Annotated in this window: 12 protein-coding genes and 2 pseudogenes; 3 read left to right on the top strand and 11 right to left on the bottom strand. The window is 61.0% G+C overall.

The window, feature by feature from the left end:
* Window positions 1-147: 147 nt before the first annotated feature.
* The 9 genes from EJ068_RS20055 to EJ068_RS20015 form a co-directional block, all read right to left on the bottom strand.
* Window positions 148-1,887, bottom strand: coding sequence for a VirD2 family relaxase/mobilization nuclease (locus EJ068_RS20055; RefSeq protein ID WP_129554800.1), 1,740 nt, complete (start codon window positions 1,885-1,887; stop codon window positions 148-150).
* 247 nt (window positions 1,888-2,134) lie between these two features.
* Complete coding sequence (locus EJ068_RS20050; RefSeq protein WP_245463478.1) at window positions 2,135-2,944, bottom strand: lytic transglycosylase domain-containing protein; 810 nt, start codon at window positions 2,942-2,944, stop codon at window positions 2,135-2,137.
* A 280-nt stretch (window positions 2,945-3,224) separates the two neighbouring features.
* A complete protein-coding gene (locus tag EJ068_RS20045; RefSeq protein ID WP_129554799.1) occupies window positions 3,225-3,551 on the bottom strand; it encodes a DUF736 domain-containing protein in 327 nt (108 codons plus the stop codon).
* 46 nt (window positions 3,552-3,597) lie between these two features.
* On the bottom strand, window positions 3,598-4,140 hold the full coding sequence (locus EJ068_RS20040; protein ID WP_245463162.1) for a S26 family signal peptidase: 543 nt from the start codon (window positions 4,138-4,140) through the stop codon (window positions 3,598-3,600).
* Between the two features lie 14 nt (window positions 4,141-4,154).
* Window positions 4,155-4,619, bottom strand: a complete 465-nt coding sequence (locus EJ068_RS20035) for a DUF2840 domain-containing protein (RefSeq protein WP_129554797.1) — start codon at window positions 4,617-4,619, stop codon at window positions 4,155-4,157.
* A 319-nt stretch (window positions 4,620-4,938) separates the two neighbouring features.
* Window positions 4,939-5,871: a replication initiator protein A gene (locus EJ068_RS20030; RefSeq protein ID WP_129554796.1), complete on the bottom strand. Its 933-nt coding sequence runs from the start codon at window positions 5,869-5,871 to the stop codon at window positions 4,939-4,941.
* Window positions 5,822-6,112, bottom strand: coding sequence for a helix-turn-helix domain-containing protein (locus EJ068_RS20025; protein WP_129554795.1), 291 nt, complete (start codon window positions 6,110-6,112; stop codon window positions 5,822-5,824). Before EJ068_RS20025 ends, EJ068_RS20030 begins: the two co-directional genes overlap by 50 nt.
* A 135-nt stretch (window positions 6,113-6,247) precedes the next feature.
* Window positions 6,248-6,892 (bottom strand): DUF2285 domain-containing protein, encoded by a 645-nt coding sequence (locus EJ068_RS20020; RefSeq protein ID WP_129554794.1) that lies wholly within the window; start codon window positions 6,890-6,892, stop codon window positions 6,248-6,250.
* A gap of 280 nt (window positions 6,893-7,172) precedes the next feature.
* Window positions 7,173-7,451: a DUF2285 domain-containing protein gene (locus EJ068_RS20015; RefSeq protein WP_129555025.1), complete on the bottom strand. Its 279-nt coding sequence runs from the start codon at window positions 7,449-7,451 to the stop codon at window positions 7,173-7,175.
* A 116-nt stretch (window positions 7,452-7,567) separates the two neighbouring features.
* Here EJ068_RS20015 and EJ068_RS20010 point away from each other — a divergent pair, with 116 nt between their 5' ends.
* Window positions 7,568-7,828 (top strand): helix-turn-helix transcriptional regulator, encoded by a 261-nt coding sequence (locus EJ068_RS20010; protein ID WP_129554793.1) that lies wholly within the window; start codon window positions 7,568-7,570, stop codon window positions 7,826-7,828.
* A 216-nt stretch (window positions 7,829-8,044) separates the two neighbouring features.
* Here the strand turns inward: EJ068_RS20010 and EJ068_RS20005 are convergent, their stop codons facing one another.
* On the bottom strand, window positions 8,045-9,256 hold the full coding sequence (locus EJ068_RS20005; RefSeq protein ID WP_189512531.1) for a DUF932 domain-containing protein: 1,212 nt from the start codon (window positions 9,254-9,256) through the stop codon (window positions 8,045-8,047).
* A 408-nt stretch (window positions 9,257-9,664) separates the two neighbouring features.
* Between EJ068_RS20005 and EJ068_RS20000 the strand changes: the two are divergent.
* Window positions 9,665-10,196: pseudogene (locus EJ068_RS20000) on the top strand (MucR family transcriptional regulator).
* Window positions 10,197-10,284: 88 nt separating this feature from the next.
* Here EJ068_RS20000 and EJ068_RS19995 read toward each other — a convergent pair.
* Entirely contained in the window at window positions 10,285-10,596 is a 312-nt protein-coding gene (locus tag EJ068_RS19995; RefSeq protein WP_129554792.1) for a DUF736 domain-containing protein, read from the bottom strand.
* A gap of 874 nt (window positions 10,597-11,470) precedes the next feature.
* Between EJ068_RS19995 and EJ068_RS19990 the strand changes: the two are divergent.
* Window positions 11,471-11,764: pseudogene (locus tag EJ068_RS19990) on the top strand (HU family DNA-binding protein); the annotation flags it as partial.
* Window positions 11,765-11,852: the final 88 nt, after the last annotated feature.

The raw sequence follows: 11,852 nt of genomic DNA, 5'->3' as shown, positions 1-11,852 counted from the left end.
GCAATTGGGAGCGGATAGACAATGTGGGAATCTCGCGCATGCAAGAAGAAATGAGCGATTGAGGCAACTGGTCGTGCGCTGACGTGCAAAGACCTGCCAAGGAAGGAAGGCGATCGAGAGATCAAACTCAATGACGCCTTCGACCGGTCAAAGCCCGATTCCTCGCTTCCTCCCGAAGTTCCAGTCAACACCACTGTGCCCGCGAGAGACGCCGGAGATGTGATTGCCGAGTTGCTTGCCGAGGGACGGCGACCACGGCACCAGGCTGAAACCGAGCCCCTCATCAATCATGGCGAAGCGGCCGGAAGCGAGCGAAAGCCGCTGTCGATAGATACCAGCTACTTGGTCGCCTTCAGATCCCTTCACGTAGGGCAGTCCGGTCTCGGCAGCGAGCCGAGATCCAATCGCGTTCACCTCGCGATCGCGTAGCGTGTCGATCAGATTGCGAGCGAAGATGACGCGTTGACCGTCGCGCTGTGCGAAACCCTGCTCAAGAAGATATTCGGTGCGACGCTGTAGCGCCTGCCTCACGTCCCTGCCGAAGCCGCCCTCCCCGACTTCGATGGATTCACGCGCGACAAGTCGACGGTCGAGCCAGGTCGCACCGCCGGCATGGATTTGTTCTTCGATGGAGAGGTCGGAGCGGACTGCCAGTGCAGCTCGGCTGCGGCCCTTCACGTCCTCGTAGCATCGAAGCTCGACGATCGAGCCCGGGGCGGAATCGCCGGTGGCGTCGAGATCTTGAAACCGGATGTGAAGGGCACGCCCGTCTATACCGTCGACGATGGCATAGGCCGAGCCTCGCAGCTCATCGTCGAGGCCCCGCTCCAGCAGCCGGCCGATTATAGGTTTGTCGATCTGCTCAGTTGCAAGGACATAATCGGCCGAGCCCTTGTCGATGCCATGGCCAGTCAGGCTGCGATGCATGCGCTTGATGATGTCACCGCGCTCGCCGAGGGCACGCAAGGTCGTCTCAGCCTCCTCGGCCATCATCCATTGACCGGGACGGATTTCGTTAGCAAGACCGAGACCCTCCAGCTTGCGAAGCCGCCCGACTTTGAGTGTCAGGAACTGGTCGGGCTGGCGATCGGGATGCGGAGCGAGATCGATGGTGCCATGGCGATCCGTGTCGCGGGCAAGCTGCCGGTCGAGCTGTGTCCAGCGCTCGGCAGCTATCTGCTGCTCGATCGTTCGACGGATATCGTGGTCTGTCCGCGGTCCGAGTGTCTGAGTGAGGATTTCGCTCGCCCGGCCGCGCATGCCTTGGCGAATGTAGTCGCGTGAAATGACGAGGTTTTCACCATCGTCGGCGACACCGCGGACGAGGATGTGGATATGCGGATGTTCAGTGTTCCAGTGGTCGACGCCGATCCAGTCGAGCTTCGTGCCGAGATCGCGCTCCATGTCGACCATCAGATCACGAGCAAAACTCTTGAGGTCGCCCAACTCTTGGGCGTCATCTGGTGAGACGATGAAACGGAAATGGTGCCGGTCATCCTTGCATCGATCGGAGAAGGCGTCATGGTTGGCCTCGTCCGTCTCCGGGCCAAACATTCTTGCTTCCTTGCCGTCACGCGTCACGCCCTCGCGGCGAAGATATTTGAGATGGGCTGCAAGCGGCACCGATCCCTGGAACTGACGGACCACGCGTGCCTTGACGACAGCCCCTCGCGAGCGGCCAGTGATGAGACGATTGGCGCGAACACCTGCCGACCTGCCGCGGCCGAACGTGGAGGTTCGTGGAGAGATGATCCGTCCCTTCCGCGAGATATGCCCGCCAGCTCGCTGCGTGGCCGCGATCGCCTGGAAGATGAACGGCCGAGCCCGCTGACCGGCGCGAGAGCGGATACGACCAGGCCGGACGCGGAAGTCATCGTCACGTTTCATGGCTGCTGAGCCCGCGAGGTGCGATTTCGATTGGAAAGTGTCCGAAAATGGCAATTGCGCACATCGCGGATTTCTTGCCTACATCGCGGACCCGGCGCGCAAACCCTTGAAACCCAACACCCCGACCGAGCCGCACATCGCGGCCCTTTATCCTGCCATCCCTCTTCGCCCACTCGCACCGCCAACCCTCCCGCCGCAGTTTCCACGACGGGACAGGCCGGAATGCGATTGGCCAGGAATGCTGAGGTCATTGGGAAGACGCGGCGAAGCTCTGCGCGAACGGACTGCGAATCGCGGGGTTCGGAACCGATACGCCTTCAGTGCGGGAGCCGTCAGGTTGCGGCGCGAGCGCCGTAAGATCGGTGACCGCTCTCCCCGCCGGTGCTCGCACGCTGGTTGGACGGATAGCCGTGAACACAGTCTCGGCAGGAGCATCGGTCTCGCGCTTGCCTCGCGCAGCCAATGCATCCTCAGTGTTTGCGATGCGCGTGAAAATCACCGAATCGAGTGCGCTCGCGCTGCCCGCTCGTTGGCGTGAACGCGTCGGAATGGGAAGCGAACCATCGATCAGCGGGGCGAGTTTCCTGACGTAGTCGATCGTCTCGCGCGGCAGCGGACGGCCCGTCGCAAGATGCTCTTCGTACCGTCCAGGCCCAGCATTGTATGCGGCGAGGAAACCGTTGCGGCCGAAGCGGTCGAGCATCTCGCGGAGATACGCCGCACCTGCAAGAATGTTGCCGCGCGGCTGATAAGGATCGACACCTAAGCGGTGCCTGATGCGCAGTTCTTCCCACGTCGCCGGCATGATTTGCATCAGGCCCATCGCCTCCTTGCTCGACACCGCATGGACATCACCAACGCTTTCGACCTGCATGACGGCGCGAAGCAGTCGCTCAGGAATCGCAAAGCGTTTGGCAGCCTCGCGGACGTGCGCCGACCATGGATAATCCACCGAGATGGCACTCTCGGAGCGCGGCGAATGCTCGCCACGCGATGTAGGATCGGCACAGGCTGCTGACACTGAAAACGTGACCATGGCGGCTGCAGACACCACCATGCCTCGGTGGAAGACACCACATGCTCGACTGTCCCGACGAGCGAAAAGCCTGCCGCCGTGCTCGCTTCCGTCAAGGGCAAGGCTTCGCCGGCCGGACTTGCTTGCCGCAAATCGGCGAGCAACGAGTGCCCGCATGGATGGGCAAGCGCCCAACCGCCCTTGGCCTCCGCTGCGCGCGGCAGCCGCCTGACAGGCGATCGGGTCGAAGGGTTTGACCAGCGCTCGATCGATCAAAGGGTTTGATGCAGAAAGGCCGCGAAAGCGCAATCGGAGCATCCGATCATCCTCGCTCGTCACGCTTCGGCTGCCGGCTCCAGTGCAGATGCCAGACGTCCTTCGCGGCACCGGACTGAAACAGATTGGCGCGAATTGGCTGTGTGAACGACGGGTCGTCGATGGATACGGAGAGATAACTGCCAGCCTTCTCGCCGGTGCGGACCCAGGCAGCACCGATCTCAATGCCTTCACAGAAGATGCGATGATCGGGCGCGTTCTCGGCATCCGACTTGCCGGCAGGCAGAATGGTAAGCTTGGCGTCGAGCCTGAGCGTTGAGATGTTACCGAAAAAGCCATCCTCGGTGCGGTTGAAAGTGCCGATCTGGGCCATTGCGATGCTCCTTTCGCGAGGGTTGGATGAGAGTTGGTGCGAGCCGTCACGGCTCGTCGGGAACGGAATCTCTGCGAACATTCGGCGCCAGAGATCTTTGGTGGGCGACCCAGACCGGAACCGCACGGCCGATGATCGAAGCCCTCGGCAGCGGGCCGAAATAGCGGCCGTCGAAACTGTCGGCCGCGTCCCAGTTCATGAGAAAGACTTCGTCACCGGCGATGACACGACAGCCCCGCCATTCGGGAAGCAATCGACCGCGCGTGTCACGTTCGCGCGCATGTCCAAAGGTCACGCCGCGGACCATGATAGCGCTGCCGCAACGGCAGACAGTCTGTCCGCCGAGTGCCAGCACGCGCTTCAGAAGCGGCACGCCACGCGGCAGATATCCACGTGCGGACAGAAGCTGCGCGAGGGGTTCGGGCGGCATGACGACGGCGATGTCGACAACACCGACACTGTCAGCCGGCGCGACGCGATAGAGCCCGATGGGAACGCTCGCCGATGCGTTCCAGATCAACTGCGGTCGATGTGGGAACCATGCCGGCTCCGCGACCAGGAGCGAACCGCCGAGCATCGCGACGACCATCGTTGCGCGCATGCTCATGACTCAATCCTGCGACGCAGAAGCCAAGCCTCATGGCGCTGGCGCGTGTAGGGCCTGGGCATCTCCCGCGCGGCGAGTCTGCTGTGGGCATGCCGCCAATAGTCCGGCGAGACGTCGACAGGATCGACGCCGATAGCCTCTATCGAGTCGATGATCTGCAGCACCTTCTCGACGTTCGGCCATCCGATCGCTGTAAGCAGAATGTCGGCGCCAGGCCGCACATAGGCGACGGTCGAACAGCGCTTGCCCGGTTCAACGGCGCGCAGGATGTCGATGCGCGAAGCGACGGTGCCGAAGTCGTTTGCGGTCCAGCGAACAAAGGCGAAGCTGCTGCTGGGTGCAAAGGAGACGACACGGCGACTGCGGTCGATTGTCCTGTTCGAAGCAACCTTGCCGAAGCGGATGTAGTTCTCGATCCGCTTCTTGAGCCACACCAGTTCGACGGTGGTGAGATCGCTCATGGCGCCCTCCATGACAGGGGGCCACGAGCGAGCATGGCTAAGCGAGGCGCGGAAAACCCAGTTCTACTGCGGTAGGAGAATTGGACGCCGATCGATTTCCGCATGGCCGAACGACCAGGGTCTGGCTCTCGTCCACAGCCTCGCTCATCGGCGCCTTCCGTTAGAAAGAATCCGAAGGATTCCAGGTTAGAAACGTTAGAGGAGCGGATTGGGCAATCGGCGCAATGACTTAAGGCCGATTCCGGTTCCCGATAGCACGGGAATCCGGTTCCCGATGGCACGGGTGTTGCGGTTCCTGATAGCACGGGCCTGTCCACAGTCATTCCCCAGCCTTGGCAGAGCGATCACGTGTTGCGCGGACGCGGGTGAATGGGTCGGCCGGACTAGAATGGAACGTCAGGCGAGCGCGGCCGTCGGGATCAATGATCAGCGCAAGCTGGTAACCAGGCAGCGGCTGACGACTGACGATCTCGCGCAGGTCGAAGGCGAAACGTTTGAAGGGCGACAGGCTGCCCGACTTCAGGTGGAGATGGCGAAGATCAAAACTCCAGCCATGAGTCTGGCGGCCACCGTGCTTGCGAACTAGGCGATAGAGCCATCGCTCCAGACCACCTGTCAGCCCAAAATATTGCCGGTCGATGGTGAGGATCAGGGCATCGTCGATGACACCGGCATAGAACCAGTCTGGCAGAACGAGCTCGATGCCAAGCGGGCGCCCGTTGACATCCGTCCGCTCCTTCCATTCGTTAATCCAGGAGAAGCGATGGCGCCGCCGTTCCGATGACTGGCGGATAGATGTGGCCACGGTTGTCGATTGCAGCCGATCGAGCGCCGCCTTCAGCCTGCCGTAACTGTGGGCGGAATCGCCACGCTCGATAAAGGCGAGAATCTCGTAGGGCGTGGCTGCCATCAGCCGCGAGGTACGAAGGCCGTTGTCTCGCGCGTCAACAATCTGGCTGGCTGCCCAGATCAGGATGTCGGCGTCCCAGATCGTCGCCATGCCATGTTCGACAGTCGCTTCGACGCGGATCGACACCTCGCCCATACGAAAATCAATGGGTGCCACGCGCCGCGATTTGGCGAGTGAGAAGAACGGCCACGACATGAGATCCTGAGCGTCGCGCGGCGCCAGCACGCTAGCGCGCGCGCGAAACAGATCAAGCTGGCCTTCGGAAAAATACCGCACTGATACACTCCACCGGTCAGGAGGCGCGATCGCGTCTGCCGGCGTAAGCAGGCGCGCGAGCGGCATGTGGCTTGGCAGGCGGAACAAAAGTCGCGTCCGCATCGCTGGTGGACGTGCGCGCGCCGAGCTCGATCCAGGCATGCAGGTCGTCGATGTCATAGAGGACGCGCCCGCCGACCTTTCGGTACTTTGGGCCGGTGCCATAGGTCCGGTGCTTTTCCAGGGTGCGAGCGCAAAGGCCGACGATTGGAGCCGCCTCCTTGGTTCGCAGGTATTTTTGGGGCGCGTCCGCGGGACCCTTCGACATCGCTCGATCTCCATTCGGTTTTGCTGTCATCCTGGCCTGCCGGGACGCGCAAAACGGACGATGGTCGAATTGAGAAAAGACGAGGGAGGGCAAAGATAGCAGGGGGCGTATTTGCTACCCCTGCGAAGCAGAGTTTCAGTGATCGGATTTTCGGCTGCGGCTGTGCGGATAGAAGAGAAGATCGCGATAGCCGCCGGCCACAAGACGCTCCGCCCTTCGCAGGGTCGCCCGGACCTTGTGTCGGAGATGGTGATCGCGCCAGTCCCGCGGTGCGATCGGTTCTCGTGAGAGCAGTGTCTCGGCGATCTCGCGATAGGCGGCACCTGCACGGCGAGCGTCATGAGCGCGCAGATTAAGAATGTGCCGCGCCTTCGCTTGCTTCGGCAGTGCGCCATAGGCAGGACCGGGCGGCCGGCCGTTCAGGTCACGCCAGAACTGCCGTGCTGCGTCGAGCCGTGTCTCGAACGCCGCGTCGAGTGGCAGGACGATGGCGTTGAAATCGGGCGCGCCGCTAAGGGTCTCGGCGACGAGATGATTTGTTCCGTTCGATCCCAGCCAAAGAATATGAAGGTCGCCGGCTTTCCAAACGGCGGCGCCCCTCAATCTGGAAAGTTGAACAGCCTGATGCGAAGGGCTGACTGACGACTGGATTTGCTTGGTCCGCAGTACGCGCGGCGAGGCCTGTTCCGTCCAGATAATGTTCTTCGCTAACGGAAGCCCGTCACCGGTGACTCTGAAATCGCGCGCCCCAACGAGCGGTGAAGTCAGCCGGACCGACAAGTTCTAAGGAAGCCGGAAGATGCGACGAAAGCTGGCTGCACTCTGCGATGAAATCGTCGTTCCGGATCAGATACTCGGCGGCGAACTCTGCAGGCTCGTAGGCCTGCATGTTAGTGTAGGCAGCCGGATCGGTCCAATCGCCGCGCAATGTGCCAAGTCCTCTCCCGACGCTCGCATTCGCTGCGGGCTTCGGAAAGAGCATCTGTGCCGACACGCAAATCGGGTAGTTGGAGAATTGGCAAACCGCTGTGCTGATTGAGCAAAGCGTGGTCTTGGACGCTTAGTGTGGCGCTCCGCCGGCCAGAAGATATCGATAGCCGTTCGTCGTCATCCAGCGGGCGCGGGCAAGATGCGTCTCCCATGATCGGAATGCCCGCTCCGGTTCCTGGTCAGGATCCATGTGGAGGACGATCCTGGCCACCTCACGCCAGTCCGCATCTTCAGCAGCCGCGTCGAGCAGGCGGATGTAGGTAAGCAGCCGCTCCTCATCATACCCCGTCAGGATCGGGGAATCCGGCGCTACGTCGGCGACATCGGGATCGAGGAGTGGTTTAAGCACGGCCCACCAAAAAGTCGTGGAAGCAGGAGCAGCTGCATTCAGCAGATAACCAGATTTTCTGATTATCTGGATTTCCATTTAATTGATCTGCCGGTTTCGTCAAGGACCGGCAGCGAATGCAAAAGACACTTCGGTCGCCAAGACATTTGCGACTTATCCAATTGATCGTGGACAAGCGCAAAGCTGCAGGCTTGAGCCAAGCTGACTTGGCAAAGGCAATCGATCGATACCAATCAGTAGTCGCGGACATCGAGTCTGGAGGAAGGCGCTTGGACGTGATCGAGTTCCTCGACCTGGCTGAAACGATCGGATTCGATCCCCATGATATTCTAGATGAGGTGGCAGCAGTTCCGAGTTTGCCCGCCAGGGGGCGTTAAGCAGTCGAGCTTTCAAGGGCGAAATCAGACCTCTGAACCCAAATGAATTCTTGTGGCTGTGCTCAAAATGGCGACAGTTGCATCGCGAGCCGGGCGGAGCCCGGCGAGCCGCGGCTGCAACCTGGCATCGCCGCTACCGGTGTGCGTCACTGATCCATCAAAGGTTTCCACGATCACGTCGCGCGGCCGGATGTCGGCCGCGCGGCGTCGTGAATATCACGCGGCCTTTTCGAGCAACGCTTTCGCCCTGGCTTCGAGTTCAAGCCGGCTATCCTGATGAGCCTTTGTGCGGGCATGTGCGGTCATGCCCTGCACGAAATCGAATATGCTTTCGGGCGGGCGGCCCTCCTCCTGCAAAACCTTCTCGATGATCTTGCCTGTTTCGGCCTTGGAGAAACCGCGCTTGCGCAGGAAGCTTTCGCGGTCTTCATCGCTACGGGCGACGATCTTCTCACGCGCGGCCTTGATGCCGGCGATGAACGGAGCAGGGCTTGAGTTTGCAAAGTTCGTCAAGGCCGGCGCTGCCTCATGAGCAAAACGAAGTGCTGCAAACTTCGAATGCCGGATGCTGATTTCTTCAAAGCCTTCCACGCCCCACAGATTGCGGTTCATGCAGACGGCGCGCAGATAGAAGCTCGCGATGCCTAGTGTCTTCGAACCGACTTCCGAATTCCAGCAATAGAAGCCGCGAAAATACAAATCCGGTTCGCCATTCGGGAGCCGCCCGGCTTCGATCGGATGCGTATCATCAACCAGAAACAGAAACACGTCGCGGTCGCTGGCGTAGAGCGTTGTGGTGTCCTTGGAGACATCAACGAATGGATTGTGCGTCATGGTCGCCCAATCCAGAACGCCGGGCACCTTCCACATGGTGTCACCGGTGCCATTGCCCGCGATCTTCATTACGGCAGCGACAAGCTCGTGATCCCAGATGCGGCCATAGTCCGGCCCGGTGACGGCGCGGAGCTCGACACGTCCGTCTTCCGTCTCGAGGGTTTTCATCAACTCCGCGCGATGGCTCAAAAGCCCATGCTGCAAATTGATGCCCGACAGCGGTGCGGGAAGCTGGCGCATGTAGGTGGCCGGCGCGCTGACAAGACTGCAAAGCTGACCAAAGCTCCAATGGGTGGGCGCGATTGGCTGTTCCTGTCCCGGCACGATCAACGAAAGGCGATCTGCATTTTCGCGAGTTGCTTCCACCCGCACGGCGCGGCTTTCGACGGTGCGGGCAGTAGCGCAGTCTGCTCGCTGTTTTACGGCGTCATAAAGTTCGGTGAGGCTCAGATAGCGTTCGTCATCGGGACGCGAAAACCATTCCGAGGAAACCCGCCCGATCCGCTCGCCACGCGAGATGTTGACGCGAAAACCGTTCGAAGCCGCCTGCTGCTGGCTGTTGCTCTCGCCGGTGATGATGGTGGTCATGTTCATTGTGCTCACTCCTTTTGCCGTTGATGCCGAAGGCATGTCCTGCGGCATGCCTTCCGGGGGCGCGTGAGCGCGCGGGAGTGATGGGGGCCAATGCCGGCGCGCGGAGCCGAGCTGCACGCTCGAGCGGAGCGGATCGAAATTGATCGCGACAATTACGTGGTCGGCCGCTTTGCGAGTCGGCGGCTCTGCTCTGCACAGGCGGCAATGGCGGGGAAGCGAGGGGAAGTTCCTCGCTTCCCAACGGATCGGCAAGGTATCCGCAGCCGATCAGAACGATGAAAGCGGAGCTTACCGTTATAATATTGGCTGGAGATGTGGATTGTAGAAAGGAAACGGACTATTTGCCTGATTGGCGGAATGGGTAAATCTCACGATTTTGATGTGTCCGATAAGACAAAGGAAAACTCTATGACCATTTCTCCCGAACAAAACGGCCAACTGGATACCGTTTCGATAGCGGCTGACATTGTCGCCGCCTATGTGTCGAACAATCCAGTGCCGGTCGGCGATTTGCCGAAGCTGATCGGCGATATCCATGCAGCTCTGCAAGGGATCGGCACGCCTGCGACGGAACCTGCGGTCAAGCAGGAACCGGCGGTCTCGATCAGAAAGTCGGTGACGCCGGACTTCATCCTGCCTGGAAGATGGAAAGAAGTTCAAATCTCTGAAGCGCCATCTCGCAACGCACTACAATCTCAGCCCCGACGAATACCGGCACAAATGGAACTTGCCCGCTGACTATCCGATGGTGGCGCCGAGCTACGCGGCCACCCGTTCGGCCCTGGCGAAGGCATCTGGACTTGGACGCAAGGCAGAAACGCCTGCACCCGCGGCGGCAAAGCCAAAGCGGGCTGCTCGCGCGGCAGCGGCGGCGACAACCGCTACAGCCGTCAAGTCGTCGCCGGTGAAGAAAGCGCGCAAACCGACCACCAGAGCATAGTCCTGCTGCGCCTGACAGAAGTGCCAGGGGGCGGCGAACATGAACATGGCGAAGCCCCGCCTTGGGCGGGGCTTCGTGTTAGGCCTGATCACTCGGCGGCTCGGCGGGACCAGATGAGCGAGAACTCGCCCTCGGTTTCGGTCTCGACCAGGCTCGCATAGATCGGAGCGGGGAAGCTGGGATCATCGAGCTTGACGGAGTGGTAGTCGCGTCCCTCGCGCGAGGTCTTCTTCCATGCCGCCCCGAACTCGGTGGCGCCGGCGAAGATGCGGAAGTCGGGACCCTTTTCATTGTCGCCCTCGGCCGGCGAGAACGTCACCGTCTTGACGTTGAGGTTGAGGGTCTTGACCGAGCCGGAGAAGCCGTTCGCGGTGCGGGAGAAAGTGCCGATCGTAGCCATGGTGGTGGTTCCTTCTGTTTTTCTCGGGCCGCGCCCATCGCGACCTCGATGGTGGTCGTGAGACCGGAGACGATCGGTCTGCATCCCGGAGGGACTGAAACGAAGTGGAAGACGGCGGCGCGAGGCTTTCTTGGACCGCGAGGAATGGCCGCGTAAACCGGGGTCCCCGCCACGCCTGCGTGGTGGGGTGGTTCGGCCAGGGGAAGAAAACGCAGCGCAGCCGTTGCGGGAAGACGATCGAGGCTGAGCGAAGCGAAGACGGTCTTCGGTCAGACCAGATCCATTCGAGGGCGCCGTGGGCGTGGTTTAGAACGAACCGAGCAGAGGGAACGCCACTGTGGCTACAATCGATCATCTGCCTTCTATACCGTGAGCGCTTCTCGGTAGCGCGAGGACGGTGAACTCGTATCTCAACCACAATCTCGGCCTCCACCGGCTGAGGATGTCAATGAGATGGCCAGGCTCCCCCCTCTGCCCCGAGTAGCTGTCGCGTTCCGGTGGCGCAGGCGACATAGCACGCGCGGTGGCCAACGGTTGCCAAGCTGTCAAAGCAACCGTGACGACTTCCCGGTCTCCGCTCTACTAATGGGCAACAGTCGAAACGAACTGGGACGACCGGATCACACCGGATCCTTGGCCGCGTCGCCAAACGATCCGGTTACGCGTGGCCGCGCAAGCGCGGGTGTGGCATCACTGGAAAGGTTCGCCGCCCCGGCTCCAGGGTTGATGCCAAGGAGAAGAGCAGCTTGCTTCGTTGATTGCTGGTGAAAATGCCTCCTCCGAGCCTTGTTTCGCAACGGATTCCGCTTCCAGGGGCGATGACAGCGCGAAACCGCCTGTGGCATAAGGCCATCCGTCGAACCGACACAACAAAGGGATGAAAACGATGGCCGTAAACACGATCGATATCGCCGAACGCCTTGCTGACGCGCATGGCCTGTCGAAAACCCAGGCGAAGACCGTCGTCGAGGATGTGCTGAAGGGGATCGCGGAGGCCGCTGCCAAGGGAGAGGAAATCAGCCTCAACGGCTTCGGCAAGTTCAAGGTGCAGAACAAACCGGCACGTGAGGGGCGCAATCCATCGACTGGCGCCACGATCAAGATAGCGGCTTCGAAGAAGGTCGTCTTCCAGCCGGCAAAGGCGCTCAAGGATGCCGTCAACGGCTGATCGTCTGTGTGAACGACGATGTATCTGGTGGCCACGCGCTTTCATTCGGGATGATGGTTGCCCAGGCCACGATCATCGAATTGTTATC

This window comes from Mesorhizobium sp. M2A.F.Ca.ET.043.02.1.1 (genome assembly GCF_003952405.1).
GTDB lineage: Bacteria > Pseudomonadota > Alphaproteobacteria > Rhizobiales > Rhizobiaceae > Mesorhizobium.
Note: the sequence above shows the minus strand (reverse complement) of the source record. Positions and strands in the feature narration are given on the sequence as shown.